At 64.2% G+C, this 25,741-nt stretch carries 26 protein-coding genes; 14 read left to right on the top strand and 12 right to left on the bottom strand.

Features of this window, described 5'->3' with window-relative positions:
• Nucleotides 1-144 precede the first annotated feature (144 nt).
• Nucleotides 145-1,068, bottom strand: coding sequence for a methyltransferase domain-containing protein (locus tag U0004_RS05345; protein ID WP_231958549.1), 924 nt, complete (start codon nucleotides 1,066-1,068; stop codon nucleotides 145-147).
• Nucleotides 1,069-1,125: 57 nt separating this feature from the next.
• Here U0004_RS05345 and U0004_RS05340 point away from each other — a divergent pair, with 57 nt between their 5' ends.
• Both U0004_RS05340 and trmL read left to right on the top strand, forming a co-directional pair.
• Nucleotides 1,126-1,875, top strand: a complete 750-nt coding sequence (locus tag U0004_RS05340; protein ID WP_070258797.1) for a ComF family protein — start codon at nucleotides 1,126-1,128, stop codon at nucleotides 1,873-1,875.
• Nucleotides 1,876-1,917: 42 nt separating this feature from the next.
• Nucleotides 1,918-2,388, top strand: a complete 471-nt coding sequence (gene trmL / locus U0004_RS05335) for a tRNA (uridine(34)/cytosine(34)/5-carboxymethylaminomethyluridine(34)-2'-O)-methyltransferase TrmL (RefSeq protein ID WP_070258795.1) — start codon at nucleotides 1,918-1,920, stop codon at nucleotides 2,386-2,388.
• A 113-nt stretch (nucleotides 2,389-2,501) separates the two neighbouring features.
• On the opposite strand, the gene U0004_RS05330 is transcribed toward trmL, so the two are convergent.
• From U0004_RS05330 to U0004_RS05295, 8 genes are all read right to left on the bottom strand, one after another.
• Nucleotides 2,502-3,251 (bottom strand): hypothetical protein, encoded by a 750-nt coding sequence (locus U0004_RS05330; RefSeq protein WP_070258793.1) that lies wholly within the window; start codon nucleotides 3,249-3,251, stop codon nucleotides 2,502-2,504.
• 17 nt (nucleotides 3,252-3,268) lie between these two features.
• A complete protein-coding gene (locus U0004_RS05325; RefSeq protein ID WP_070258791.1) occupies nucleotides 3,269-4,330 on the bottom strand; it encodes a hypothetical protein in 1,062 nt (353 codons plus the stop codon).
• A 204-nt stretch (nucleotides 4,331-4,534) separates the two neighbouring features.
• Entirely contained in the window at nucleotides 4,535-8,230 is a 3,696-nt protein-coding gene (locus U0004_RS05320; RefSeq protein WP_081345820.1) for a tubulin-like doman-containing protein, read from the bottom strand.
• A gap of 36 nt (nucleotides 8,231-8,266) precedes the next feature.
• On the bottom strand, nucleotides 8,267-8,719 hold the full coding sequence (locus U0004_RS05315; protein ID WP_070258787.1) for a hypothetical protein: 453 nt from the start codon (nucleotides 8,717-8,719) through the stop codon (nucleotides 8,267-8,269).
• Between the two features lie 44 nt (nucleotides 8,720-8,763).
• Nucleotides 8,764-10,245 carry a hypothetical protein gene (locus tag U0004_RS05310; protein WP_070258785.1) on the bottom strand — a complete coding sequence of 494 codons (1,482 nt, stop codon included), beginning with the start codon at nucleotides 10,243-10,245 and terminating at the stop codon, nucleotides 8,764-8,766.
• Nucleotides 10,242-11,738: a hypothetical protein gene (locus U0004_RS05305; protein WP_139144247.1), complete on the bottom strand. Its 1,497-nt coding sequence runs from the start codon at nucleotides 11,736-11,738 to the stop codon at nucleotides 10,242-10,244. The genes U0004_RS05310 and U0004_RS05305 overlap by 4 nt, the downstream gene beginning before the upstream one ends.
• 126 nt (nucleotides 11,739-11,864) lie before the next feature.
• A complete protein-coding gene (locus tag U0004_RS05300; RefSeq protein WP_034784861.1) occupies nucleotides 11,865-12,347 on the bottom strand; it encodes an adenylyltransferase/cytidyltransferase family protein in 483 nt (160 codons plus the stop codon).
• A 44-nt stretch (nucleotides 12,348-12,391) separates the two neighbouring features.
• Nucleotides 12,392-12,631 (bottom strand): DUF3717 domain-containing protein, encoded by a 240-nt coding sequence (locus U0004_RS05295; RefSeq protein WP_034785368.1) that lies wholly within the window; start codon nucleotides 12,629-12,631, stop codon nucleotides 12,392-12,394.
• A 134-nt stretch (nucleotides 12,632-12,765) separates the two neighbouring features.
• Here U0004_RS05295 and U0004_RS05290 point away from each other — a divergent pair, with 134 nt between their 5' ends.
• The 8 genes from U0004_RS05290 to U0004_RS05255 all read left to right on the top strand — a co-directional run bounded on the left by U0004_RS05290 (nucleotide 12,766) and on the right by U0004_RS05255 (nucleotide 17,912).
• Complete coding sequence (locus U0004_RS05290) at nucleotides 12,766-13,704, top strand: hydrogen peroxide-inducible genes activator (protein ID WP_034784860.1); 939 nt, start codon at nucleotides 12,766-12,768, stop codon at nucleotides 13,702-13,704.
• A gap of 77 nt (nucleotides 13,705-13,781) precedes the next feature.
• Nucleotides 13,782-14,636: a 4-hydroxybenzoate octaprenyltransferase gene (gene ubiA, locus U0004_RS05285; protein WP_034784859.1), complete on the top strand. Its 855-nt coding sequence runs from the start codon at nucleotides 13,782-13,784 to the stop codon at nucleotides 14,634-14,636.
• Between the two features lie 108 nt (nucleotides 14,637-14,744).
• Nucleotides 14,745-15,101, top strand: coding sequence for an ElaB/YgaM/YqjD family protein (locus tag U0004_RS05280; protein WP_034784857.1), 357 nt, complete (start codon nucleotides 14,745-14,747; stop codon nucleotides 15,099-15,101).
• A gap of 67 nt (nucleotides 15,102-15,168) precedes the next feature.
• Nucleotides 15,169-15,555 (top strand): phage holin family protein, encoded by a 387-nt coding sequence (locus U0004_RS05275; protein WP_034784855.1) that lies wholly within the window; start codon nucleotides 15,169-15,171, stop codon nucleotides 15,553-15,555.
• A complete protein-coding gene (locus tag U0004_RS05270; protein WP_070258781.1) occupies nucleotides 15,552-15,902 on the top strand; it encodes a hypothetical protein in 351 nt (116 codons plus the stop codon). The genes U0004_RS05275 and U0004_RS05270 overlap by 4 nt, the downstream gene beginning before the upstream one ends.
• Nucleotides 15,903-15,991: 89 nt before the next feature.
• Nucleotides 15,992-16,549, top strand: coding sequence for a DUF3455 domain-containing protein (locus U0004_RS05265; protein WP_034784851.1), 558 nt, complete (start codon nucleotides 15,992-15,994; stop codon nucleotides 16,547-16,549).
• A 92-nt stretch (nucleotides 16,550-16,641) separates the two neighbouring features.
• On the top strand, nucleotides 16,642-17,199 hold the full coding sequence (locus U0004_RS05260; RefSeq protein ID WP_070258918.1) for a sigma-70 family RNA polymerase sigma factor: 558 nt from the start codon (nucleotides 16,642-16,644) through the stop codon (nucleotides 17,197-17,199).
• Nucleotides 17,196-17,912, top strand: coding sequence for an anti-sigma factor (locus U0004_RS05255; RefSeq protein ID WP_115057411.1), 717 nt, complete (start codon nucleotides 17,196-17,198; stop codon nucleotides 17,910-17,912). The genes U0004_RS05260 and U0004_RS05255 overlap by 4 nt, the downstream gene beginning before the upstream one ends.
• Here the strand turns inward: U0004_RS05255 and proC are convergent, their stop codons facing one another.
• On the bottom strand, nucleotides 17,913-18,743 hold the full coding sequence (proC, locus tag U0004_RS05250) for a pyrroline-5-carboxylate reductase (protein WP_034784843.1): 831 nt from the start codon (nucleotides 18,741-18,743) through the stop codon (nucleotides 17,913-17,915).
• Between the two features lie 22 nt (nucleotides 18,744-18,765).
• Nucleotides 18,766-19,467: a YggS family pyridoxal phosphate-dependent enzyme gene (locus tag U0004_RS05245; RefSeq protein WP_070258914.1), complete on the bottom strand. Its 702-nt coding sequence runs from the start codon at nucleotides 19,465-19,467 to the stop codon at nucleotides 18,766-18,768.
• Between the two features lie 70 nt (nucleotides 19,468-19,537).
• Between U0004_RS05245 and U0004_RS05240 the strand changes: the two genes are divergently transcribed.
• From U0004_RS05240 to U0004_RS05225, 4 genes are all read left to right on the top strand, one after another.
• Nucleotides 19,538-20,581 carry a type IV pilus twitching motility protein PilT gene (locus U0004_RS05240; protein ID WP_070258779.1) on the top strand — a complete coding sequence of 348 codons (1,044 nt, stop codon included), beginning with the start codon at nucleotides 19,538-19,540 and terminating at the stop codon, nucleotides 20,579-20,581.
• 3 nt (nucleotides 20,582-20,584) lie between these two features.
• Entirely contained in the window at nucleotides 20,585-21,724 is a 1,140-nt protein-coding gene (locus tag U0004_RS05235) for a PilT/PilU family type 4a pilus ATPase (RefSeq protein ID WP_174718092.1), read from the top strand.
• A 1-nt stretch (nucleotide 21,725) separates the two neighbouring features.
• Entirely contained in the window at nucleotides 21,726-22,211 is a 486-nt protein-coding gene (locus U0004_RS05230; RefSeq protein WP_070258777.1) for a glutathione peroxidase, read from the top strand.
• 186 nt (nucleotides 22,212-22,397) lie between these two features.
• On the top strand, nucleotides 22,398-24,509 hold the full coding sequence (locus U0004_RS05225) for a putative bifunctional diguanylate cyclase/phosphodiesterase (RefSeq protein WP_070258775.1): 2,112 nt from the start codon (nucleotides 22,398-22,400) through the stop codon (nucleotides 24,507-24,509).
• Here the strand turns inward: U0004_RS05225 and glcF are convergent.
• Nucleotides 24,502-25,740, bottom strand: coding sequence for a glycolate oxidase subunit GlcF (gene glcF, locus U0004_RS05220; protein ID WP_070258773.1), 1,239 nt, complete (start codon nucleotides 25,738-25,740; stop codon nucleotides 24,502-24,504). The genes U0004_RS05225 and glcF overlap by 8 nt on opposite strands.
• Nucleotide 25,741: the final 1 nt, after the last annotated feature.

The following is a 25,741-nucleotide window of genomic DNA, read 5'->3' as shown; positions in this document are numbered from 1 at the left end:
ATCAACGATTATAATCAAGTAAACTTGAATCCATCAAGCAATAATCGGCTTTGTGCGCGCCCTTCTCCCGGCCGCCGCGCGCTTTGCAACGCTTGCTGCTGCATCCATGCGCGAATGCGACCAAGTGTCGGTTTCTTTAGCCTTTTATTTGGGCTTTCTCGGCAAATCAAAGCGGATGATCGCCTCGCCATTGCGCGTCACGCGCGGCGCGGGACGGAAGGCATGGCCATAAATCACCTCGAAACTCAGGCCCAGCTTGCCGTCGGGACGGCGCATCTTTTCCAGCGCGGCCAGCATGCGCTGCCAGGCTGCCTTGCCCATCAGGCCGCGCCGGCGCGTGGTCAGTGGATTGCCGCCGAAGGCGCGCACGTCGGCCAGCAGTTTTTCCGCCGTATCGTAGGTGACGGTAATGATTTCCATATCCAGCACGGGCGTGGAAAAACCCGTCTCGACCAGCATGTCGCCAAAGTCGTGCATGTCGACAAAGGGCAAGGCGTGCGGATATAAATCGGCCTCGGCAAAGGCGTCGCGCACTTCGCGGAAGGTGTCGGGACCGAAACAGGAAAACATCAGCAAGCCATCGAGGCGCAGCGCGCGCCGCCATTCGGCAAACACGCGGTCGGGCTGGGCATGCCAGTGCAGCGCCAGGTTGGACCACACGAGGTCGATGCTGCCCTGCGCCAGCGGCAGGTCGCCCAGGTCGCCGCACAGCAGATCCACGCCCGCCTTGGCCGGCAGCAGTTTGCTGAGGAACTGGTTCAGGCTGGCCAGTTTCGACGCGGGCGCGCGCGCCGCCTGCATCATCGCTTGCGCTGCATCGAGACCGATAATCTGCGCGGCGGGATAATCCTTTTGCAACTGCGCCAGGTCCGCACCGGGGCCGCAGCCGGCGTCAAGCACACGATGCGGCGTGATTTTCACCAGCTCCAGGCGTTCGTGCATGCGTGCCGACACTTCGCGGCGCAGGAAGTCCGACGGCGCGATGCGCGCCGGACGGGAAAAGAAATCGCGTACTTGCACCGCATCGATGGGCGCACTCATTTTGGGCGGATTGGTGGGAACTGGCATGTTGAATCGGGTGAGGTGAGATAATGTCGGCAGTGTACATGGAACGACGCCATCGCGATGCGGACCGCCACCCAGCACCGCCTTGATGCCGCGTGGCAGGCGCTGCGGCTGTGGCTGGGCGCCACCTTGCTGCCGGCCCAGTGCGCGCTGTGCGGCATCGGCTGCCCGGAAGTGCTGTGCCCGCCCTGCCGCGCACAGTACCTGGGCCTGCTGCGGCACCGCTGCCGCCAGTGCGCCAATCCGCTCGACGATGTGGCAACGCTGTGCGGACGCTGTTTGCGCCAGCGGCCCGCGTATGACGCCACCGTCACGGCGTTTGATTATGCGGCGCCCGTCGACCAGTTGCTGCTGCAGCTGAAATTCGGCGCGCGCCTGGCGCTGGCGCCCCTGTTGGCAGAATTGCTGCATGTTGCCATTCAGCAACAACCAGATTGGGAGGCGCCGCAGTTGCTGTGCCCGGTGCCGCTGGGCCCGGCCCGGCTGGCCGAACGGGGCTTTAACCAGGCGCTGGAAATTGCCCGCCCGCTGGCGCGCCTGCTGCACGTGCATTTACAGCCCCGCCTGGCGCTGCGGGTGCGCGAAACCCGGGCGCAAAGCGGCGTGGCGCCGCAGGAACGGCAAGCCAACCTGGCGCACGCGTTCGCCATCGCGCCGGAACACGCGCCATTATTGCAAGGATGCCATGTCGGCATCGTCGACGACGTGATGAGCAGCGGCCATACCGTCAACGCGCTGGCCGCCGCCTGCAAGAGCGAAGGCGCGGCCAGGGTCAGCATACTGGTGGTGGCGCGCACACCACCGCATTGAATTCGCTATATATTAGATACAGACAGACCCAAGGAGAGCATTTTGTTTCACGTTGTTTTGGTAGAACCTGAAATCCCGCCCAATACGGGCAACGTCATCCGCCTGTGCGCGAACACGGGCGCGCAGCTGCACCTGGTCGAACCGCTGGGCTTTCCGCTCGACGATGCCAAGATGAAACGCGCCGGCCTCGATTACCACGATTACGCCAAGATGAAGGTGCACAAGAACTGGGAAGCGTTCCTGGCCGACACCCAGCCCGACCCGGCCCGCATGTTCGCCATGACGACGCGCGGCTCGCGCCCGTTCGGCGACGTGGCCTTCCTGCCGGGCGACGTGTTCGTGTTTGGCTCGGAAACAAAAGGCCTGGATCCGGCCCTGCGCGACGGCTTTCCTGCAGAGCAACGCATCCGCCTGCCGATGCGCCCGGACAACCGCAGCTTGAATTTGTCGAATACGGTGGCCGTCGTCGTTTACGAAGCCTGGCGCCAGCATGGCTACCAGGGCGGCGCGTAGGTCGGATCAGGCCCAAGGGGCCGTAATCCGACAACATTGTTGGCGTTAGTGGTGTTGTCGAACTACGCGGGGCTTTACCCCGCTAATCCGACCTACGCGTTTGCATACGGCAATCAGCGCAGCGCCAGCTGCGCGTCAATGCCCGTATCCACATCCAGCATTACCAGCTGCGTGCGCAGGTCGCGCGTGGCGGCCAGCTTGCCGTTCACGTACAGATTCGTCTTGACGCCATACACGCCCTGCGACACGCCGGCCGGCAAGGTCAGCTCGAACGAGTTTTCAAAGCGCCCGCCCGACTTGTTGTTGCTGGCCAGGGCTTTCGAGCCGGACTTGAATGGCTGGCCTTGCGGGTCGAGCACCACCAGCTCTTCGCGCACGTCGTTGACGCTTTGCGCGCTGCCGTTGACCAGCTCCACCACCGAATTGACCTTGAACGGCTGGCCGCGCTTGACGGTCGATGCGCTCAGCTGCGGCGTGTACGACACCACTTGCGGTTCGCGCGGCAGCGCGCCGCGTGTGCGGATGTAGTCGCGGTCCGCCTGCGCCGCCGTCTTGGTCTGGCGCGAATTGACATTGATGGCCAGGCAACCGGCCGCCGCCAGACCGCCACCGATGGCCGCGCCCTTCAGCGCGCTATTCTTGCCGCCCGCCAGCGCGCCCAGCAGCGCTCCCACGGCCGCGCCGGCAGCCGCCGTCGCGCCCATGCTGCACGGGTCCTCATCCGTGGCCGCCTGGCTTCCACCTTGCGGATAGGAACTGTCCTGGCGCACGCCATTCGGGTTCATCGGCGCCGTGGCGCAGCCGGCCAGCATGGCCGCAATGGTCAGCGCAGCGGCTGCGCGCAAGGTGGTGTGGTTCAGCATGGTGATTCCCCAGAGAGCTAATTGATCGTTGTTTCCGTCTGCAGCACTTGCCGTTCGCGCTCGCGGATGCGGCGCGACAGATTGTCGATGCGCGCATTGCCCGGATCGACGCGGCGCGCGCTTTCCAGATACGTCTTGGCCGCATCGAATTTCCCTTCCAGCAAAGAACGCTCGGCATCGCGCAAGAACGATTGCGCCATCTCGTTGCGCATGGCTGCGCCGCTATCGACGGGCGACGTTTCCGGCGGACGGCGTTCGGACACCGCTGAACGTTCGACCGCGCGCGCGGGCGCAGGTTCCTGCGCTGCTGGCATCGGCGCTGGCACCGGGGCTGAAACGGGCGCCGGGGCAGGCTCCGCGGCCGCCGACAGCGCCTGCACGTCGGCCTTCAACTGCGGCAATTCCAGCGCTTCGCGGTCGATCGCTTCCAGCCTGGCGATGCCATTCCTTGCCGCCGTCGCATCCTTGCCGTCCAGCGCCTGGCGCACTCCCACCAGCACGGACGCGGCTGCCGCCTGCTGGCGCGCCAGCTGCTTGCGCAGGGAATCCACGCTGGCAGCGCCCGCGCAATCGGCGTCGAGCGCGGCAATGCCCTTGGCCACGCTTTGCAATTGATGGCCATCAATGTTGCGCTCGATGGCGCGCACGCCCCGCTGGCAGCTGCCCGATGCGGCGCCCGCCTTGCCGATGGCCGCCTGCAAGTCGTCCGCCTTGGCGCTGGACTTGCCCGTACACACATTCTTCGCCGTCGCCAGCTTCTGGCGGGCGCCGTCCAGGCTGCCATTCGCCACCAGTTGCAAGCCACTGTCGATGGCGTCATTGCAGGCCGACTCGTTCTTTCCGCCCGGCTTGCCATTCATGTAGACGATGACGGCTGCCAGCACGGCAATACCGCCCAGCCAGCGCAGCCACTTGCGTGGCGGTGGCGGTGCTTCGGTTGACGCAGGTGGAGCTGCCGGCACGGGCTTCGGCACGGCTTTCGGCTGGGCCGGCTTCGGCGGCGCTGGCGGCGGCACGGCAGCCGGCGCGGACACCGGCACCGGCGGCGGTTTCGGCGTCGGCACAGGCGCCACAGGCACGGGCGGCGGCTTGGGCGCTACCGGCGGGGGCGCTGGTACCGGCGCGGGAACAGGCAGCGGCGGCGGCACAGCCGCAGCTGCCCGGACAGCGCCAGCCACCGCGTGACCACAGTACGGGCAATGGCTGACAACGGTCCACAGGCCCGTCTTGCATTTGTTGCAGATATCCAAAACTAATCCTTCATTCCAACGTCATTCCAGCGTTCACAGAGGCGGCGGCATCAACGGTGGCGGCGCGCCGAGGAACAAAGGCGCCAGTTCGGGGAACTGGGCCAGGTCGGCCCAGGCCGGCAAGCCGGCGCGCCACACCTTGGTGGTGCTTGGTGCGACTTGCCCTGCCTGCACGTACTGCACGATCTGCTGGGCCGTGAACGGTCCCTGCTGCTGGCCGTTTATACCCAGGAAATACTGGTATTCCACCAGCGGCGGCGGCATGCCGCCCAGCGGTGGTGGCATGCCGAACGCGGTTGCCGCGGGGGCAGCAGCCGCACCTGCCGGGCGCAGCAATTGCTCGAGGCGCCCCGCTTCCAGCATTTCCGCCTTGATCGCATATTTCAGGCGGGGCTGGCCGTCCGCTTCCGGCTCGCGCACTTCCCAGTCGTAGGCATCGCTGTCGGAGTCGCCGATGACGTTCGCCCACTCCTTCAGGCGTCCCAGCAAGGCTTGCACCGTGTGGTCGAGCTCGTCGCTGGCCATGCCCTTGCGGCGCGCCGACTCGCGCAGGCGCGCGCCCACTTCGGCGGAAATGGCGCTGCCAAAACCGATGTACGGCAGCTGCGAGCCATCGGCTTGCGCCACCAGCTTGGGCGCATACACGCCCCGCTCGTAGTATTTTGCCAGCGCAGCCATGGCCGCCGTCTGCACGGCATCAAGCGCCGTCAATTTTTCTTCGATGCGCAGGGCGATATTCTTCTCGTACGAGGCAGGCATGCCGTTCTGGCGGATGGCCCGTTCATTGCCGATGCGGCGCAAGTCGCCCGGTTCGACGGCAAACTGGTACTGGCCCGGCGGCACGACCCGGCCCGTGTGGCGTGTCAGCACGCCCAGCATGATCGCTTGCAGGAATTCGCCGAAGTCTTCCGCCAGGCGCTTCATCTCGTCCGTGTTCGGCGCGATCGGGTGCGTGAATTGCGTCGGATCGATGTGCGTGTGGGTCGGCGCCTTGTCGTTGTCGCCTTCCTTGCGGTAGCTGGTGCGCCAGCCTTCCAGGCCGCGCAGTACCGTCATCGGCACGCCGGCCAGTTCGCAATAGCAGACGGCGCGCCCGCGGATACCCGTCTCGACGATTTCCAGCTGGCTCACCGTGATGCCCACCTGGGTCGGCACGCACGATTCGAGCTCGGCGCCGAACTTTGCCTTGAAGGCGGCCGCGTTGGCCACGCCGATCACGCACTTGAACTGGTCCGACACGACCGTGAAGTCGCCCGCCATGTTGGCGTCGATCCACGGCATGGAGCAGGCCAGCAGCTTGCGGAAACGGTCCAGGCGTTCGGACACATCCATCTGTTCCAGCGCGTCGAACAGCGGGTCGGGCGTGCTCGTCGCCCCTTCGGCCAGGCCAGCCGTGGCGATCATGTTCTCGGCCATGCGCGTGACCTTGGCCAGGATCAAGCCCCGTTGCGCCGGTTCGCCCAGCATGGGGAACAGCGCTTTCGAGCCGCCCATGTCCTTGAACGCTTCATCGGCCCACTGGCGCAAGGTGGCCGCCGATGGCAGCGCGATGTCTTTTTCCGTGACGGGAATGACGATCAGGGTCGCGTGTTCCTTGTCCAGGTCCTTTTGCAGGATGGTATTGGCCGTCTTCAATTCCGCCAGCATGGCCAGCACGCCTTCGCGGCCCGTTTGCAGCTCGCCCACGAGGCCATTCCACTGCGCGCGGCCTTGCGCGTCGACGCCGATACGGTTGCCCAGCCAGCGCGACAGTTCGCCCAGCAGCAGTACGGACTCGTCCGCCGCCTTGGCGCGCAAATGGAATTTCAGGGCATTCGCCATTTCCGTGCGCAAATGGTCCATCACCACGCCCGCCTGCTTTTCGCCATTGCTGAGGAAGCCGAAGGTGCTGCGCGTCTGTTCCAGGTTGTTCAGCAGGCGCTCGTATTCGCGCGAGCGCACGGCTTCCTTGATTTCACGGTAACGCTCGGCATTGTTGCCGATCTGCGCCGTCAAGCCGCTGCCCGGCGCCTCGATGCGGTCCTTGATCTGCTCCACCAGCGACAGCACGTATTCGAGGCCGCCGAATTCCTTGTTGTCCAGGTAGCCATACAGCTGGTCGCGCACGACTTTCTTGACATCTTCCAGCACTTCGCGGCGGCGCTTGCTGATGCGGTCTTCCGTCGTGTCGGCCGTGGAATCCTGGTCGCGCACGGCGTCGCGTTCCAGGTGCTTCATGGCGTCGCGCACCTGCGCCGGCCATTCGCTGCGGTCAAAGCCCGTGCGGATATCGTTGATGCGCGTATTGACGCGGTTTTCCACGCCGGCCAGCAAGTGGCCATGGCGGTCTTCCAGCAATTCGTCGACGACGCGGAAATCGATGAAGTCGCCTCTGGAGCGCTTCAGTTCGATGCTCTTGTCGGAAAACTCGGGGAAATCGCTGAACGGCGTACCCTTCAGGAACATATTGGCGGCGAGGAAATTATCGCGCTGCGTATCCGTGGCGCGGTTGGCGCCCGCATCCGTGCCGCCCACGCCAAAGAACGCTTGCAGCATGGCGCCGGCCCAGCGGTGGGCCCGCTCGTCGCGCGCCGCTTCCTGGCGCGTATCGAGCACGGCCATGCCGAACGAGGAAAAGCGCTTCGAAAAATACAGGCGCATGTCGCCGAAGCGGTCTTGCGGCACGGGCGCGTTGTACAGCGAGTTCTTGTGCTGCGCCTGGTTGACGGCGATCGAACGCTTGGCGCGCGCGAAGTCGGCCGAGGCGAAATCCTCGAACAGCGAATCGGCCACCATATGGTAGACGTCGCTGACATCCTTGGTGTGCTGCTGGGCCAGGTTGCCCGAATCGATCAGGTAAACCTCGCTGTACGGCTCGCGCGTCAATTCCGGGCGGTCATACGCATCCCAGCGGCCCACATAGCCCTTGTTGCCCATCATGGCCGATTCCAGCTCCATCAGCGCCGCGTAGCCGTTGGCTTCGACCCGGTCCTTGTTGGCCTTGGTGTAGCCGGTCGGCAAGAACAGCATCAGCTCGACGTCGGCCGCGCCCACTTCGCTGCGCGCCAGCCAGCGCGCCAGCAAGCCCATGTCCAGGAAGGAACCGGAACCCGTGCCGCCCGCCACGGAGCCGACGATGACGATGCGGAAACGGTTCGTTTCCATGCGCAAACCCAGTTCGGCCAGCTGGCGCTCGTGCGACAGGCCCGCTTTCAGGGCTTTCAGTTTCAAACGGATCTTGTCGCGGATCTTGGCATACTTGTCGAAGAAATACAGGCGCGACACGGCGCGGATCTGCCCCGCGCCGCTGCTCATGTCGAAACGCAGTTCGCGGATGCGCTGCGGCGTCAGCGGCAGCCATTCCTTGATGTGCGGATACTTCTCCAGGGAATCTTCATCGCGGCTGTACTTGTCCATGTCGAACGATTCGACCACCTTGTCGTCGTCCGTGAACTTCACCTGGTCGAACTGCAAGTCCTTCGCCTGCGACTCGCCGCTTTCGATCACGGCGCCATTGTCCAGGTCGAAATGGATGAATTGCGCAATGGGAAAGTCGGCCAGCCCCTCGATGCGCGTGCGGTTGCCCGCGCCGCCCCACAAGGTGTTGAGGATGCGCCGGCGCACGCGCATCAGCACCTGCATGCCCGTGCCGCCGATGCCGATGAACAGGGTCGGGCGCAGTTCGATGATCTTGTCCTGCTTGCGCTCGCTGGCGCCGCCGGTGATGGTTTGGTTCAGGTTCTCTGCCATGGTGATTCCTTCGATGATGCGTGCAACGGCGTGTTCTTAGCGGCGGCTGGAGGTAAATGTCAGCAACAGGGCAACCAGGCCCACCAGCACCAGCGGTCCCATGAACAGTGGCGCAAGGAATTTATGCGCGTTCACGGCGGCCAGCACGACACCGGTCGCCAGGCTGGCCAGGAAGATGAACAGCCACCAGCCCGAGGCATTGGCCTTGTTCGGCGGCACGCGCTTGGCCACCAGGCCATTCGCGTAGGCATTCTTGGCAAAGAAAAAGGCGATAAACAGCAACAGCAGCACCACGCCGCCGACCAGGGTGTCGCGCGACGAGGTATCGGTCGTCCCGGCCGCATCGAACGCGGGCGCCGGTTCCGTGGTGGCCGTGGCGGTGGCTGCGCTGGCCGCAGGTGCGGCGGCGGCGGGTGGTGCGGATGCCGGGGCCGTTACCGGGGCCGGCAAGGTAAAACCTGCGTTGTCTTTTGGAGTGTCTTGCGCCATGGTATGCCTCTGTTAAATGGAAGGAATTTTTAAGGAATCTGTGTTCAGGCCAGGGTCAAGGTATGGCCTTCGGCCACGCGCACGACGGCCGGCTTGCCCAGGCCCCGTTTGAGTTCGCCAATGTCGCGGCCGTCATCATCGCGGATCTGCACGCTCTTGAACGGTTTTAATAACACTTGCCGCTGCACGCCGTCAGCCAGCACCTTGTAGCGCGTGGCGCGCGTGCCGACCAGGCCCAGCGCCAGCAAGCCCAGCACGAGCGCCAGCACGCTGCCCAGTATCACCAGCACGGGCAGCAGCGGATACTGTATGCGCACCAGCAACGGTATCGTTGCCTGCGAGGCGCGCACGCTGTCGGGCGGCGTAAACATGCTGGATATCGGGTCGCCAGGGAACAATTCCTGCAAATCCTTGCCAAAGCTGGACGCCAGCGCCAGCCGCTGTTCCGACAGGCCCACCTGCGCCTGCATGGGCAGCATCACCTGCTTGCCCATGGCGGCGATCGCCTGCGCCGACCACGGCGACGGAATTTGCGCCATCGGCAGCGCAAACTGTACCTGCACGGACTGGCTGGCGCCCGGCTGCAGCTGGCGGATTTGATCCGGCGCAACGTGCAGCGGCGCGTTCTGCCCGGCCAGGCTGGCGTGCACCCTGGCGCTGTCGATCACGTACGGGAAAAACATGTTTTGCAAGGACGCCTGCAGCACCACTTGCGGCACCAGGTTCGCCGCATCGACGTCGAGCACGATGGTGCGGCCGTCGCGGCCCAGGCTGGCGTGTACGTTGGCACTGTTCTTGACGGACTGGGGCACGATGCGCACGGCATCCTGGTCCACCGGTTTCAGGCGCGCGGGCGGGCGCGTCAGCACTTGCGACAGCCGCCCTTCGGCCAGGATGCGGTTCAAAGCCTCGGATGCCGGCTGGCCATACGCCAGTGCATACACCATCAAGCCCCTGGCGCTGTACAGCTTGCCCTGCACAGGCATGCGCAGTGGAAACACCACCGTCTTGGTGATCGACGGCTCCAGATGCAGCAAGCGGTAAAAGTCGCGGTTGCGCTCGGCCGTCTGGCTGTCGTTGTTCGGGCTGTTCTTGTTATTCGTAAAGATCCACACGATGCCGGAAGCGGACTGGAACGGCCCCGTGATGGTCTTCGTGACGGCTTCCTGGAAATCCGTGTCGGCCAGCGCGCCGCCGGCGCTCTTGCGCGCCAGGCCGAGATTGGCCAGCTGGCCCGCCACGCCGGCGCCGCCCTGCCCTTGCCCCAGCAGCGACGGCGACACGTGCGCGCCGCTGCTCTGGCTGAAGGCCAGCGTATAGACCTTGTCGGACGGGCTCGTCGCGGCCTGCGCCACGGCGCCCACCAGGGCTTTCAGTTGCGAATGTTCATCCGTGTAAAACGGCTCCATCCAGCCCGAGTTTTGCACGAGGAACGCTTGCTGGATGCCGGCCGCCTGCACGCTGGCGGTGGCGAAGGCGAAGGAGAGGAAGGCGGCGCCGGCCGCGATCAGGACGCGCGCTTTCATGCCTGCAAGGCCCAGCCATCGATGCGCGACAGCAGCGGGTGATACGCCCACAAGGTGCCTTCATGGACAAACAGGCGCACGCGCCACGGCTCGCTGACGGCAAAGGTATGAAACACGGTTTCGCGCAACTCGTCGTCCTGTACCAGCTGGGCCGCCAGGCGCTCGTTCGAACGCAGCACGCTCGACAGGCCGGCGCTGGTGGCGAACTTGACGCCAAAGACGCTGCCGCTGGTGCCCGACCCCGCGCCCGATTCCAGCAGCGGCATGACGGCCTGGTTCTTGCCGCCATCGTCGCCGTGTTCCGGCTCTTCCCACGGCGCCGTTTTCAGCTTGGTGGCGAAGCGGTAATTGAAGCTGCCCGAACACAGGCGCGGCGCCAGCGCATCGGCCCGTTCGGACTGCGCGCCCAGTTTCACGTAGACATAGGTGCCGCGGCTGCGCTCGAAGCACAGCTGCCACAGTCCGCCATCGCGCGACACGTACGGGCTGCCGAATTCGAAATGCGGCACCAGCCCTTCGGGCCAGGAAGTGAACGAAGCGGCCACGTTGCCGTCCGGCTGCAATTGCAGGCGCAGCTGGCCATTGGCGCAGGGCCACACGGCCATGCGGTTGTAGGCCACGGGTGCGCTGACGGTACCCAGCTCAACCACGCCATCGAGCAGCACATCGCTGCCCGGCTTCTGTTGCGCGTCAAGGTTGACAAAGCGGATGCGGCCATCGTCGTCGCGCAGCGGCGCCCACAAACGGTTCTGGAACCAGACGGGCGCGGCCGCGCACGGCGCGCCGCCCACATGCTCGACCACATAGGTGAGCGAAGGCACGTCGGGGCGGATGCAAGCGAGGCCATGGCTGGTCGGCAAGACCAGCACGCTGTTGAACTCAGGCACCAGCTCGGCGCGCCAGGCGCCGTGGGCCAGGTCCGATTCGGCCAGCAAGCTGCCATAGTCGGGGTCCAGCGCCAGCCAGCGTTTCGAGGCGGGCAGCCAGGCGTGCAAGACGGCCTTGCGCGGGTCGAGCGCCAGCAGCGCAGGCGCGCTGGTGCCGAACTGCGCGGAAAAGAATTCGTATTCGCCGGGCGGCGGCATGGGCAGCGAGGCATCGGCTTGCGCATGCTCTTCGCGGGCGCGCTGGTCGGCCAGTTTCAGGGGCACGCTGGCCTGGCGCAAGCCGGCCGGGCCCGCTGGCGGCACGTCGCTGACGGGATATGCGCCGTAGGGCGGCACCCAGGGCGGCGTGGGGGCCGTGTCGGGCGGCACTTGCAAGGCCGCGCCCGAGGCGGGGTCGAACGAAAATTCGGGCGGAAATTGCCGCACGGGCGCGCCGGCGGCTGCGGGCAGGCGCCGCGCGAGCATCAGCTTGCCGATATCGGCATGGCTCACCAAGGGCGAGACGTTCTGGCCGTCCGCGCTGCGCTGCATGCTCCACGCGCCATCGTCATCCACGTGCCAGGCGCCGGAGGGCAGTGGCCAATCCCCAGAAGTTTTATGATCCATTTATTTTCTATGACAAGCAATGCATTCAGACGGTGGAACGTACTGGGGCTGACGAAACGAGGTCGCAGCCCTGGCAGTTCTCATAGTAACGTCTTTTTATCTGTATGGAAACATTGACGAGCTTCCTCAGCCCTGCTGCGTCCGCACTTTCGTCAACAGCTTGGTGGTCGAACGGTCGTGCTCGAAATCGATGGCCACGGCCTGGCCGCCATACGCCAGCACGGCCTTGCCTTCCGGAATGGCCGCCATGTCGTAGTCGCCGCCCTTGGCATAGATTTCCGGTTCGATGTCCAGCACCACTTCCAGGGCGCTGTCTTCCGAGAATGGCACGACCAGGCTCACCGCTTCCAGGGCAGCCAGCACGGCCATGCGGTCTTCGCAGCTGTTCAGGGGACGGTCATCGCCCTTGCCCAGGCGTTTCACTGAAGCATCGGTATTCACGGCAACGATCAGCGAGGCGCCCAGCGCGCGCGCCTGCGCCAGATACGTTACGTGGCCACGGTGCAAAATGTCGAACACGCCGTTCGTCACCACCACCGGTTTCGGCAGGGCCGCGGCGCGGGCGCGCAGTTCGTCACGGCCGCACAGTTTGTTTTCAAAATCAGGCATGGATATCTCTTGTTGGGTTAAATAGGGTGACGATACGGTCACGCTCAGGCGTGACTATCGCCTTGGATGCCGCCGGCATCCCGGCGCCAGGCATCGATCAAGGCCACGACGGCCGGGTCCAGCCCTTCTTCGGCGATGCGATCTTGCCGGTAGTAAATCATCAGCGCATACACGCCGGCCAGGCGGCTGACGGACGGCGACAGTGCATATTCATTGCCGCGCGCCGGTTGCCTGGCACGCCAGTAATTAATTGCCGCTTCCAGCGCCTGCAGGTGCAATTCCATCGCCATCTCCCTTCGCTGCCCGGTCCCGCATTATAGGGGGCGATCCGCTACAATACGCCATCGGCGCCACAGTTTCACGTTTGCGCCACCTTTCATTCATTGCAAGTAAGCACTTCCTGTGTTTCAATCAACCTATGACACTGACTGAACTGAAATATATCGTTGCAGTCGCGCGAGCGAAGCACTTCGGCCATGCCGCCGAAGCTTGCTTCGTTGCCCAGCCCACCCTGTCAGTGGCCATCAAGAAACTCGAAGACGAATTGGGCGTGGTCCTGTTCGAACGGGGCGGCGCGGAAATCTCCGTCACGCCACTGGGCGCGCAAATCATTGCGCAAGCCGAGCGCGTGCTGGAACAGACGGCCGCCATCAAGGAACTTGCCAAGCAAAACAAGGATCCGCTGGCCGGTCCCCTGCGCCTGGGCGTGATCTACACGATCGGCCCCTACCTGCTGCCGCCGCTGGTCAAGGCCATGATAGACCAGGTACCGCAGATGCCCTTGATCTTGCAGGAAAACTTCACGGTTCGCCTGCTCGAATTGCTGCGCCAGGGTGAACTGGACGTGGCCATCATGGCCCTGCCCCTGCCCGACCACGGCATGGCCATGCAGGAACTGTATGACGAACCGTTCGTCGTCGCCATGCCGCGCCAGCATCCGTGGACGGCGCGCGACAAAATCGCCGCGCAAGACTTGAAATCGGAAACCATGCTGCTGCTGGGCAATGGCCACTGTTTCCGCGACCAGGTGCTGGAAGTGTGCCCCGAAATGGCGCGTTTTTCCTCGCCCGGCAATGGCATGCAGCGCACGTTTGAGGGTTCCTCGCTGGAAACCATCCGCCACATGGTGGCCAGCGGCATCGGCCTGACGGTCTTGCCGCGCGCCTCCGTCGCCAATATGCACGCCACCGACGGCATGCTCGAATACCGGCCCTTCGCCGCCCCCGTGCCATCGCGCCGCGTAGTGATGCTGTGGCGCAAGAGCTTTACGCGCAAGGCCGCCATCGACGCCCTGTGCGCGGCCATCGCCAGCTGCAACTTGCCGGGCATTACGCCGCTCTGCGAGGACGAAGACTAGCGCCCCAGGCGCAAAATAGTACATTTACATACTATTTGCGATAATCGACCTTTCTCTTCAACAAGATCGAGTCTTCCATGAACAAGCTGGCGCTGTATTTCCGCCTGATACGGCTGGACAAGCCTATTGGTACCGTATTGCTGCTGTGGCCTACCCTGTGTGCGCTATGGCTGGCGCAGCAGGGCGTGCCGGACTGGCGGCTGCTGCTGATCTTTACTCTTGGCACTTTCCTGATGCGCTCGGCAGGCTGCGCCATCAATGACTACGCCGACCAGGATATCGACAAATTCGTCAAGCGCACGGCCGAGCGCCCCATCACCAGCGGACGCATCAGCGGCAAGGAAGCGCTGGCCGTGGCTGGCGTGCTCACCGTGCTGGCCTTTTGCCTGATCCTGCCCCTCAACGCGCTGACCAAGCAGTTGTCCGTGGCCGCCGTCATCATCGCCGGCACCTATCCCTATTTCAAGCGTTTCTTTGCCATCCCGCAAGCGTATCTGGGCATCGCCTTCGGCTTCGGCATCCCCATGGGCTTTGCCGCCATCACGGATGCCGTGCCCGCCGTCGCCTGGTTGCTGCTGCTGGGCAATGTCTTCTGGGCCGTGGCCTACGATACGGAATACGCGATGGTCGACCGCGACGACGATCTGAAGATCGGCATCAAGACCTCGGCCATCACCTTTGGCCGCTACGACGTGGCCATCGTCATGGCCTGCTATGCCGTTTTCCTGCTGCTGTGGCTGGCATGCGGCTGGTACCTGGGCTTGCGTTACTGGTTCGTGGCGGGCTTGCTGGTGGCGGCCGGCTGCGCCGTTTACCACTACACCCTGATACGCGCACGCGAGCGTATGCCGTGTTTTGCGGCATTCCGGCATAATAACTGGCTAGGAGCGGCGGTGTTTGCGGGCGTGGTACTGGACTTTGCTTTCCGCTAAGCAAAAACCCTTGCGCCGCGGCAGCCCTTGAGGCGGCGCAAGACAGGCTTGGCCGCAGCTGCCTACACTGGTATTTCACTGTGCAGTTTCACTTCCATGAGGTAATACATGAGCTCGATACATACCGGAAAATCCAGCAGCGACAGCATCCTCGCCGACGCCGACAAGGCCCGCGACAAACTGGTCGGCGACCTGAAAACCGTCATCAATGAAGCGGAAGGCTGGCTCGATGGCGCCAAGGATCAGACGGGCGAGAATGTCAAAGCCGTCAAGGACAAGTTCATCGCCACCCTGGAAACGGCCAAGAAAGACTTGATCAAGCTGGAAGAAGATTTGCTCGAACGTACCAAGCAGGCGGCCAAGGCCACCGATGAATACGTGCAGGACAATCCATGGAAAGCCGTGGGCGCGGGTGCCGTCATCGGCGTGCTGTTCGGCCTGCTGCTTTCCTCGTCACGCCGCTAGATAGTAACGGCGCAGTACCGACGCAGCACCGACGGCGCAGGCCGTCTCCTGACGCGAAAGGCAGCATATGGCTATCTTGCACCATGTCGCCCAAGTCGCAGCGACCCTCGCCGCCATCGTCCAGACCCGTCTGGCCCTGGCGGCCGTGGAAATGGAAGAAGAGTCGCTGCGCTTCCTGTCCTATCTGGCGCTGGCCATGCTGGCACTGCTGTGCCTGTTTGTCGGCCTGGTCTTGATCGTGTTCCTCGTCATCGTGCTGTTCTGGGATACGCACCGCATCGCCGCCATCGCCATCACGGCCGCCGTCTTCATCGGCGCCGCCATCGCCACCCTGCTGGGCGTGCGCGCCAGTTTCCGCAGCAAGCCGAAACTGCTGTCCTTCACACTTTCCGAACTGAACAAAGACCTGGACGAGCTGCAACTGCTGGCGCGCCGGGGATCGGAGCGGCCATGACCACGCATCCCACCAAGTTATCGCATGTGCACACGGCCGCCAGCCTGGCGCAGCGGCGCGACGCGCTGCTGGCCGAATGTGCGCTGCAGCGCCTGGCCCTGGGCGTGCAGACGCGCCAATTGCTGGAGCCTTTAACGGGCGGCAATCTGCGCCACACCCTGGCCACGCGCTTTAAAATTCCCCTGATGATAGGGGGCGCCGTGCTGGGTTTGCTGCTCGTGCGCCCGCGCCGTTTCCTGCCGCTGCTGCGGGCCAGCGGCGCGCTGCTCAAGCACGCCACCACCGCCATGCCCGTCGTGCTGGCGCTGGCGCGGCGGTTCAGCAAGAAAGAAACGCCGCCGCCTTAGAATATTTTTCTCTGGCTGCATCCAAATGGCCAGCCCATGCGTAGTAATGGTATCAACCAGCCGGTTGAGCCAACTACCAGGAGTTCGCCATGCTTGCCACCATCGCCCCACGTCATACCGCCCCTTCGCTCACCGTGCTGTGCGCCGCCCTGCTCGTGGCCGCCTGTGCCCCCATGAGTGCCCGCTATTCGCAGGAACAATTACCGAATGCCGTCAAGGTGCCCGATGGCCACCAGGTAGCCATGCAAACGGTGGGCGTGGGCAAGATCGCCTACGAATGCAAGGCCAAGAAAGACATGACGGGCCATGAATGGGTCTTCGTGGGCCCGGACGCGGCCCTGAACGACCGCAGCGGCATGCAGGTCGGCACGTATGTCGGCCCACCCGCCACCTGGGCCAACCTGGATGGCTCGAAAGTGACGGCGACGCAAGTGGCCGTGGCGCCGGCCGGCGCCGGCAACATTCCGTATCAGCTGGTGAAAGCCAACCCGGCCACGGGCAGCGGCGCCATGCAGGGCGTCAGCTACATCCAGCGCGTGGCCACCAGCGGTGGCGTGGCGCCAAGCAGCCCCTGCGGCATGGAAAGCATCGGCGCCAAACAATGGGTGCCCTATCAAGCCGACTACATTTTCTGGAAGGCCGCATAAATCAGTGAAAGCGACGGTTGGCAAGCGGGTTTCTGGCCTATACTCGGCCTTGAAAACTTGCTAACCGTTTACTCTTGACGATTGCGCCAACCTTGCCAACGCTAGCCGCCCCTTACGATTACGATGCCGCCCTGCGCGCCTGCGCCAGAGGCGAGCAGCAGGCATTGCACGGCCTGTACCAGCAGGAAAGCCGCTACCTTCTGGGCGTGGCCCTGCGCATCGTGCGCCAGCGGGCCCTGGCCGAAGACGTGCTGCACGACGCCTTCCTGAATATCTGGCGCCGCGCCGGCAGCTTCGACGCCACGCGCGGCAGCGGCAAGGGCTGGATCTATGTGGTGGTGCGGCACCAGGCGCTGGACATGGCGCGCGCCCGTGCCCATGAACTGTCAGCCGACGAGGATACCGTGGAAACCCTGCTGCACCAACGCCAAGGCCACGACGCGGGCGAGGCCTATGCCGACCAGGCTGACCTGGGCAAGCTGCACGATTGCCTCGGCCACCTGGATGAAGCCAAGCGCAATAGCATCCTGTATGCCTACGTCGATGGCTGTTCCCACGGCGAAATCGCGCAGCGTCTGCAAGCGCCGCTGGGGACCGTCAAAGCCTGGGTCAAGCGGGGCCTGGCCGCCTTGCGGGAGTGCATGGGATGATCAACAGCGACGAGGAATTGCACAGGCTGGCCAGCGAATATGTGCTGGGCACCCTGGCACTGGCCGAACGCGCGGAAGTGGAACGGCGCTTGCCGCGCGATGCCGCCTTGCGCGACGCCGTCGATGCCTGGGAACAGCGCTTGCTGCCATTGACCACCCTGGCGCCGCCCGAAACGCCCTCGGAGCAACTGTGGCCGCGCATCAGCGCCAGCCTGTTCACGCCGAAAGCCGTGCAGCAGGCGGGCGGCTGGCAAGCGTGGTGGAACAGCCTGGCCTTCTGGAGACTGCTGGCCGGCGGCGGCCTGGTGGCGACAGCTGTGCTGGCCGTGCTGGTCAGCGTGCAGCTGCAAGCGCCAGGCGGACCCGGCTATCTGGTGGTGCTGGTGGCGCCGCAGGATAAATCGCCGGGCTGGATCGTGCAGGCTGGCGGACGCGGCGGCAAGAACCGCGACCTGAGCCTGATCCCTCTGGGTCCGACAAAGGTGCCGCAGCAAAAAGCCCTGCAATTCTGGACCAAGGGCAAGGATTGGGGCGCGCCCGTCTCGCTGGGCCTCGTCAAGCCGGGGCAAAGCCTCAAGTTGACCCTGGATAAGCTGCCGCCGCTGCAAGCCGATCAACTGTTTGAAATCACCCTGGAGCCGGAAGCGGGCTCGCCAACGGGGCGGCCGACAGGACCGATTTTATACATAGGCCGCGCCGTCAAGGTGATCTAATTACTTCGACAGCTCGTCACCCATCTCGCGCCCCCGTTGCGCGGCCGCCTTGATGCCCTTGACGATGGCCGCTTTCACGCCGCTCTCTTCCATGCTGGTGAGTGCCGCATACGTCGTACCGCCCTTCGACGTGACCCGCTCGCGCAGCAAGGACACGGGCTCGCTGGAATTGGCCGCCAGTTGCGCGGCGCCCGTAAAGGTGGCAATCGCCAGCTGCGTGCCCTGCTCGGGCGTCAAGCCCAGTTCGGCGGCCGCCTGCTGCATCGCCTCGATAAAGTAAAACACATAGGCGGGACCGCTGCCCGACACGGCCGTGACGGGGTCGATCTTGGCTTCGTCATCGAGCCAGACGGTCTGGCCAACGGCGCGCAGGATGGCGTCCGCCATCTTCTTCTGTTCCTCGCTCACGCCGCTGCTGGCCACCATGCCCGTGATACCCATGCCGATCAGGGCCGGCGTATTCGGCATGCAGCGCACGATGGCGGGGTAGTCGCCGAGCCAGCGCGACAGGTCCTGCGCGCGGATGCCGGCCGCGATCGACAGGATCAATGGCGCCCTATCCCCGTCGAGGAAAGGCAGCAACTGGGCCGCCACTTCGCGCATGCTTTGCGGTTTCACGGCCAGCACGATCACATCCACGCCGCGCAATGCCTCGCCGGCGGAAGCCGCCGTCGTGACGCCGAATTGCGCCTGCAGTTTTTCCAGCGCCGGCGCGTGCGGGTCGATCACGTGGATATTGCCGCCCAGGGTCAATTTGCCCGCCAGGCCCGCGATCAGGGCGGCCGCCATGTTGCCGCCGCCTACAAAGGCGATATTCAATTCTGTCGTCATGGTTATGCTTTCTGTCAATCAGTTAGGAATAGTTGCGGGAGCCGAAGATGGCGCTGCCCACGCGCACGATGGTGGCGCCCTCGAGCACGGCGGCGCGCAAGTCGGCCGACATGCCCATCGACAAGGTATCGAGCGCCAGCCCTTCGGCCTTCAATTGTTCGTACAGCGCGCGCAATTGCGCAAACGCAAGGCGTTGCAGGGCGAGATCCGTTTCCGGCTCGGGAATGGCCATCAGGCCGCGCAAACGCAAGCGCGGCAGCTGCGCCACGGCGCGCGCCAGCGCTGGCAATTCGGCCGGCGTCACGCCGCTCTTGCTGGCCTCGCCACTGATATTGACTTGCAGGCAGATATTCAGGTCCGGCAAGCCTGCCGGGCGCTGTTCGGACAGGCGTGCGGCGATCTTTTCCCGTTCCACCGTGTGCACCCAGTCGAAATGCTCGGCGATGGGGCGCGTCTTGTTGCTCTGGATGGGGCCGATGAAATGCCAGGCCGGGGCTTGCTGCGGTGCGGCTTCCTTCACAAAGGCAATCTTGTCGAGCGCTTCCTGCAGATAGTTTTCGCCAAACGCCGCCTGGCCCGCGCGCATGGCTGCCAGCACGGCATCCGCGCCGAAGGTCTTCGAGACGGCCAGCAGGGTCACGTCGGCCGGCGCGCGCTGCGCGTCAGCGGCGGCCTGCGCAATACTGTCGCGCACGGCTTGCAAGTTCTGTTCGATTGTGGACATAATCATTTTCTAGTGTATAGGGGCGGCGGCACAGTGCGCCAGCCCATCAATGCAGGCACAGGGATTATAAATGGACATCTCCGAACTACTCGCTTTCTCCGTCAGCAACAAGGCTTCCGACTTGCACCTGTCTTCCGGCCTGCCGCCGATGATACGGGTCAACGGCGACGTGCGCCGCCTGAACGTGGCGCCGCTCGAGCACAAGGAAGTGCACAGCATGATCTACGACATCATGAACGACAGCCAGCGCAAGGCGTATGAAGAAGCGCTGGAATGCGATTTTTCGTTCGAGATTCCCGGCCTGGCCCGCTTCCGCGTCAACGCCTACAACCAGGAACGCGGTGCCTCGGCCGTGCTGCGCACGATTCCGTCGAAGGTGCTGACCCTGGAAGAACTCAACGCCCCGCGCATCTTCGGCGAGCTGGCCATGCGCCCGCGGGGACTCGTGCTGGTGACGGGCCCGACGGGCTCCGGCAAGTCGACCACCCTGGCGGCCATGGTGAACCACGTCAACGAGCGCCTGAACCACCATATATTGACCATCGAAGACCCGATCGAATTCGTGCATGAACCGAAGAAATGCCTGATCAACCAGCGCGAAGTGGGCTCGCACACGCATTCGTTCAGCAATGCGCTGCGCTCGGCCCTGCGCGAAGACCCCGACGTGATTTTGGTGGGCGAGTTGCGCGACCTGGAAACCATCCGCCTGGCGCTGACGGCGGCCGAGACGGGCCACCTCGTGTTCGGCACCCTGCATACCTCGTCGGCGGCGAAATCGATCGACCGCATCATCGACGTCTTCCCCGCCGAGGAAAAGGAAATGGTGCGCGCCATGCTGTCCGAATCCTTGCAAGCCGTCATTTCGCAGAACTTGCTGAAAACCAAGGATGGCGCGGGCCGCGTGGCCGCGCATGAAATCATGCTGGCCACGCCGGCCGTGCGCAACCTGATCCGCGAAGCAAAAGTGGCGCAAATGTATTCGGCCATCCAGACGGGCAGCAACGTGGGCATGCAGACCCTGGACCAGTGCCTCACCGACCTGGTGCGGCGCGGCACGATCTCGGCGGAAACAGCCCGCTCGGCCGCCAAGGCGCCTGAAAACTTCCCCGGATAAGCCATGCAGACGACGCACGAACACTATGGCGCCATGCACGCGCTGCTGGCGCAGATGCGCGCACGGGGCGGCTCGGACCTGTTCATCACGGCCGGCTTTCCGCCCGCCATCAAGCTCGACGGCAAGCTGACGCTGCTGGCGGGAGGCGCGCTCGACGCGCAGCAATCGGCCGGCTACGTGCGCGCCGTCATGAACGAACGCCAGGCGGCCGAATTCGCGTCCAGCCGCGAAGCCAATTTCGCCATCAGCCCGGACGGTCTCGGACGTTTCCGCGTATCCGCCTTCGTGCAGATGGGCCAGGCAGGCATGGTCTTGCGCTTGATCAATACCGCCATTCCCACACTCGATGGGCTGGGTTTGCCCTCCATCCTGCAAGACATCGTGATGAGCAAGCGGGGCCTCGTCATCATGGTGGGCGCCACGGGCTGCGGCAAGTCGACCACGCTGGCGGCCATGGTGGGCCACCGCAACGCGCACAGCCACGGCCACATCATCACCATCGAAGACCCCGTGGAATTCATCCATCCGCACGGCAACTGCATCGTCACCCAGCGCGAAGTGGGCGTCGATACGGACGACTGGGCCACGGCCCTGAAAAACACCCTGCGCCAGGCGCCCGACGTGATACAGATCGGCGAAATACGCGACCGCGACACCATGGACCACGCCATCGCGTTTGCCGAGACGGGCCATCTGTGCCTGGCGACCTTGCACGCGAACAACGCCAACCAGGCGCTGGACCGCATCATCAATTTCTTCCCCGAAGAGCGGCGCCAGCAATTGCTGATGGACCTGTCGCTCAATTTGAAGGGCATGATTTCGCAGCGCTTGATCCCCAGCAAGGAAGGCGGCGGGCGCAAGGCGGCGCTGGAAATCCTGCTCAACTCACCGCTGATGAGCGACCTGATCTTCAAGGGCCATGTGCACGAGATCAAGGAACTGATGAAAAAATCGCGCGAGCATGGCATGCAAACCTTCGACCAGGCCCTGTTCGACCTGCACGAAGGGGGCGCCATCAGCTATGAAGACGCGCTGCGCAATGCGGACTCCGTCAACGACCTGCGCCTGACGATCAAACTCAAGGGCGCAACGGCGCCGGAACCGCCCCCGCAAACGGGCGCCACCAAACTGGGACTCCTCTGACATGACCAGCATCCACGATTTCCAGGCCGAGGCGCTCGACGGCACGCCGATCGACCTGGCGCAATACAAGGGTAAAGTGCTGCTGATCGTCAATACGGCCAGCGCCTGCGGCTTCACGCCGCAGTACCAGGGGCTCGAAGCGCTGTACCGCGCATTTCACGACCAGGGCCTGGTCGTGCTGGGTTTTCCCTGCAATCAATTCCGCCAGCAGGAACCGGGCTCGAATGCGGAGATCGGCGCCTTTTGCGAGAAAAACTTCGGCGTCACCTTCCCCCTGTTTGCCAAGGTCGACGTGAATGGCCCGCATACCCATCCCCTGTTTGCGCAATTAAAACAGGCGGCGCCCGGCATATTGGGCACGCAGTCGATCAAATGGAATTTCACCAAGTTTTTGGTGCGCAAGGATGGCAGCGTCTTTCGCCGCTATGCGACGGCCAGCAAACCGGCCAGTCTGGCAGCCGACATAAGGCAATTGCTACAGGAGTAAAAAATGCAATACTTTGATTTAAGACAACAATCATGCGAAATCTATAAAACCGTATTTATTTCATGCCTGATATCAATATTGTGTTTCAAATAGCAAATATCGGTGATAATGTTTACATAATTATTCGCAGATATCGATCAAAAAACGATGCCAGTCTTTGGGAAAATATTATCTTCATGGATGCGGATGGGTAGTTATTCCCGCCTCTTCATCCCTATTACCTTCCTGATACTCGCCGTTTCCGCTGTACGCTATCACGCCCTGCTGGGTACGGAAACGGCGCTGGCCAATGCGCGCTACCAGAGCGACGCCCGGCAACTCGACCTGTTCCTGGCCAATAGCGTGCTGCCGCTGGCCGTGCATACGGACCGGCATGCGATGCACGACAGCGTGCAGCAAGCGCTGCGCAGCGCCCTGCCACTGAACCGCAGCCTCGCCTCCGTGCGCTGGGATACGGCTGGCGGGCATGTCGAAGTGCTGGCTGACAACAAGCTGAGCGATGCGCTGGCCGACGGCGTGCCGGCGTGGTTTGCGCGCCTGGCGGGCATGGCGGCCATCCGCAGCCGCCTGACGGTGGCGTTGCCGGACGGCGGCGACGGCATCCTCGACCTGCACTACACGCCCGGCCGGCCCCTGGCCCAGGTGTGGCAAAGGGTGCGCGAGCAGGCCGTGCTCAGCACCATCAATATCGTCCTCGTCTTCCTCCTGCTGGGCTTGATCCTGGCGTCGCACCGCAAGCTGCTGGCGCGGCTTGTGCAAGCGACGGACCGCTTTCGCGATGGCAACTTCGCCGTGCGCCTGGCGGCTGGCGCCACGCCCGAGGCGCAAGCCGTGTCGCAGTCGTTCAACGGCATGGCCGGCGATATCGAAGAACTGCTGACCTCGCTGAAAACCAGCCAGCGCCAGCTGGGCGAACAGCTGAACGAAACCGTGCACATGCAGCAGGCGCTGCAAAAGCTGTCCTGGCAAAACTACAATGACGTGCTGACGGGTCTACCCAACCGTGCCGCGCTGGCCGCACGCTTCGAGCAGGAACTGTTCCTGGCGCGCGAACGCCAGCGCCTGCTGGCCGTCTGCCTGTTCGACCTCGACCATTTTCAGGCCATCAACGACCGCTACGGCGCAGAAGCGGGCGATGAAATCCTCAAGCAGGTGGCCGGACGCCTGCACGCCTTTACGGGCCAGATCCATTACGCGGCGCGCCTGGGCGGCGATGAATTCGTCCTGCTGCTGTGCGGCCAGGCCAGCATCGCCAGCATCGAACAGAACATCACCCAATTGATGCAGGAACTGAGCCGCCCCTATCATTGCGACCAGCAGGCGCTGCACATGACGGCCAGCGTCGGCATCGCCGTCTACGCGGGCAAGGACCTGAATACGGAAAGCCTGCTGCGCCACGCCGACCACGCCGTCTACCAGGCCAAGCTGACGGGGCGCAACCAGTATCACTTCTTCGATACCAATCTCGATGAGGAAGTGCGCACCCACCACAACCAGCGCACGGAAGTGCGCCAGGCCCTGATCAATGGCGAACTGCGGCTGTACTACCAGCCCAAGGTGAATATGCGCGCCGGCACGGTGGTGGGCATGGAAGCGCTGCTGCGCTGGCAGCATCCGCGCCGCGGCGTGCTGGCGCCCGCGCAATTCCTGCCGCTGGTGGAACAGACGGATTTGATCATCGACATCGGCGAATGGGTGCTGCGCCAAGCCCTGTGGCAGATGCAGCGCTGGGTCGCTTGCGGCAAGCACTGGGTGGTCAGCGTGAATATCGCGGCGCGCCACTTCCAGCAACCGGACTTCGTCTCGCGCCTGGAAACCATCCTCGGCGAATTTCCCGGCGTGCGCGCCAGCATGCTGGAACTGGAAATCCTCGAATCGTCGGCCCTGCACGACATCGAAGACGTGCGCCGCATCATCCGCGCCTGCCAGGCGCTGGGCATCACGTTCGCGCTCGACGATTTTGGCACCGGCTACTCGTCGATGTCGTATCTGAAACGCCTGCCGGCGAATATCGTCAAGATCGACCAGAGCTTCGTGCGCAACATGCTCAACGACCGCGATGACCTGCACCTGGTGCGCGCCGTCATCGGCCTGGCCCGTTCCTTCAGCTTGACGGTGATCGCCGAAGGCGTGGAAAGCGTCGAGCATGGCGCGCGCCTGATCCAGCTGGGCTGCGACCTGGCGCAAGGCTACGGCATCGCCCGCCCCATGCCGGCCGACGCCGTGCTGGAGTGGGCCAACCATTTCATCCCTGCGCCGCAATGGCGCATCGCGCAATACAACGAAGTGCCTATTTGACCGGGGTCAAGGCGGAGTCGATCAATTCGATCCAGTGCCGCACGGGGGTCTCCGTGCCCGACTGCAGGTGGCTCAGGCAACCGATATTCGCCGACACGATCATCTCCGGCTCGCACGCTTCCAGGTTCGCCACCTTGTTGTCGCGCAGCTGCTGCGACAGTGCCGGCTGCAGGATCGAATAGGTGCCCGCCGAACCGCAGCACAGATGGCTGTCGGCGCACAGGCGCACGTCGACGCCGACGGCGCGCAAGACCTGCTCCACCTTGCCGCGCACCTGCTGGCCATGCTGCAGGGTGCATGGCGGGTGGTACGCCACTTTTTTGCCGATGCGTCCTTTCAGCAGCGCCACCAGTTCCGCTTCGAAGGCCGGCATGATCTCGGACAAATCGCGCGTCAGTGCGGCGATACGCCGCGCCTTCTCCGCATACTGCGCATCGTGCGCCAGCAGATGGCCATATTCCTTCACCGTGGCGCCGCAGCCGGACGCCGTCATGACGATGGCTTCCGCGCTGTCCGCGCAGTCTACGTAGGGCCACCAGGCGTCGATATTGCGGCGCATGTCGTCCAGCGCCGCCTCCTGGTCGTTCAGGTGATGGCGCAGCGCGCCGCAGCAGCCCGCCTTCGGCGCGACGATCAGCTGCACGCCAAGCGCGTCGAGCACGCGCGCCGTGGCCGCGTTGATGTTCGGCGACATGGCCGGCTGCACGCAGCCGTCGAGCAGCAGCATGGTGCGCGCGTGCCGGCGCGCCGGCCATGCGCCAGCGGCGGCGCCGGGTCGCAATTTATCCTGCAAGCTTTTCGACAGCAGCGGCCGCAGCGCCTGCCCCGCCTTGTACACGGGCGTAAACAGCCAGCGGCGCGGCAAGGCTTCCTTCAGGGCGAAGCGCAAGGCCCGTTCACGCAAGGGCCGCTGCACGCGCTGCTCGACGACGCTGCGCCCGATGTCGACCAGGCGCCCGTACTGCACCCCGGACGGACAGGTGGACTCGCAGTTGCGGCAGGTCAGGCAGCGGTCCAGGTGCGTCTGCGTCTTGGCGGTGACGGGCGCGCCTTCGAGCACTTGCTTGATCAGATAGATGCGCCCGCGCGGGCCATCGAGTTCGTCGCCCAGCAGCTGGTAGGTGGGACAGGTGGCCGTGCAAAAGCCGCAATGCACGCAGGCGCGCAGGATGGCTTCGGCTTCGTCGCCTGCCGGCGTATTCTTGATGAAATCGGCGAGATTGGTTTGCATG

This window comes from Janthinobacterium lividum (assembly GCF_034424625.1).
Lineage (GTDB): Bacteria > Pseudomonadota > Gammaproteobacteria > Burkholderiales > Burkholderiaceae_D > Janthinobacterium > Janthinobacterium lividum.
This window is presented reverse-complemented; position numbering and strand designations above follow the sequence as displayed.

What these genes read in the sequence shown, in the direction of transcription:
- U0004_RS05345 (WP_231958549.1), bottom strand. Translation starts at nt 1,068, where the DNA reads ATGCCAGTTCCCACCAATCCGCCCAAAATGAGTGCGCCCATCGATGCG.
- U0004_RS05340 (WP_070258797.1), top strand. Translation starts at nt 1,126, where the DNA reads ATGCGGACCGCCACCCAGCACCGCCTTGATGCCGCGTGGCAGGCGCTG.
- U0004_RS05330 (WP_070258793.1), bottom strand. Translation starts at nt 3,251, where the DNA reads ATGCTGAACCACACCACCTTGCGCGCAGCCGCTGCGCTGACCATTGCG.
- U0004_RS05320 (WP_081345820.1), bottom strand. Translation starts at nt 8,230, where the DNA reads ATGGCAGAGAACCTGAACCAAACCATCACCGGCGGCGCCAGCGAGCGC.
- U0004_RS05315 (WP_070258787.1), bottom strand. Translation starts at nt 8,719, where the DNA reads ATGGCGCAAGACACTCCAAAAGACAACGCAGGTTTTACCTTGCCGGCC.
- U0004_RS05310 (WP_070258785.1), bottom strand. Translation starts at nt 10,245, where the DNA reads ATGAAAGCGCGCGTCCTGATCGCGGCCGGCGCCGCCTTCCTCTCCTTC.
- U0004_RS05305 (WP_139144247.1), bottom strand. Translation starts at nt 11,738, where the DNA reads ATGGATCATAAAACTTCTGGGGATTGGCCACTGCCCTCCGGCGCCTGG.
- U0004_RS05300 (WP_034784861.1), bottom strand. Translation starts at nt 12,347, where the DNA reads ATGCCTGATTTTGAAAACAAACTGTGCGGCCGTGACGAACTGCGCGCC.
- U0004_RS05295 (WP_034785368.1), bottom strand. Translation starts at nt 12,631, where the DNA reads ATGGAATTGCACCTGCAGGCGCTGGAAGCGGCAATTAATTACTGGCGT.
- U0004_RS05290 (WP_034784860.1), top strand. Translation starts at nt 12,766, where the DNA reads ATGACACTGACTGAACTGAAATATATCGTTGCAGTCGCGCGAGCGAAG.
- ubiA (WP_034784859.1), top strand. Translation starts at nt 13,782, where the DNA reads ATGAACAAGCTGGCGCTGTATTTCCGCCTGATACGGCTGGACAAGCCT.
- U0004_RS05280 (WP_034784857.1), top strand. Translation starts at nt 14,745, where the DNA reads ATGAGCTCGATACATACCGGAAAATCCAGCAGCGACAGCATCCTCGCC.
- U0004_RS05275 (WP_034784855.1), top strand. Translation starts at nt 15,169, where the DNA reads ATGGCTATCTTGCACCATGTCGCCCAAGTCGCAGCGACCCTCGCCGCC.
- U0004_RS05270 (WP_070258781.1), top strand. Translation starts at nt 15,552, where the DNA reads ATGACCACGCATCCCACCAAGTTATCGCATGTGCACACGGCCGCCAGC.
- U0004_RS05265 (WP_034784851.1), top strand. Translation starts at nt 15,992, where the DNA reads ATGCTTGCCACCATCGCCCCACGTCATACCGCCCCTTCGCTCACCGTG.
- U0004_RS05255 (WP_115057411.1), top strand. Translation starts at nt 17,196, where the DNA reads ATGATCAACAGCGACGAGGAATTGCACAGGCTGGCCAGCGAATATGTG.
- proC (WP_034784843.1), bottom strand. Translation starts at nt 18,743, where the DNA reads ATGACGACAGAATTGAATATCGCCTTTGTAGGCGGCGGCAACATGGCG.
- U0004_RS05245 (WP_070258914.1), bottom strand. Translation starts at nt 19,467, where the DNA reads ATGTCCACAATCGAACAGAACTTGCAAGCCGTGCGCGACAGTATTGCG.
- U0004_RS05240 (WP_070258779.1), top strand. Translation starts at nt 19,538, where the DNA reads ATGGACATCTCCGAACTACTCGCTTTCTCCGTCAGCAACAAGGCTTCC.
- U0004_RS05235 (WP_174718092.1), top strand. Translation starts at nt 20,585, where the DNA reads ATGCAGACGACGCACGAACACTATGGCGCCATGCACGCGCTGCTGGCG.
- U0004_RS05230 (WP_070258777.1), top strand. Translation starts at nt 21,726, where the DNA reads ATGACCAGCATCCACGATTTCCAGGCCGAGGCGCTCGACGGCACGCCG.
- U0004_RS05225 (WP_070258775.1), top strand. Translation starts at nt 22,398, where the DNA reads ATGGGTAGTTATTCCCGCCTCTTCATCCCTATTACCTTCCTGATACTC.
- glcF (WP_070258773.1), bottom strand. Translation starts at nt 25,740, where the DNA reads ATGCAAACCAATCTCGCCGATTTCATCAAGAATACGCCGGCAGGCGAC.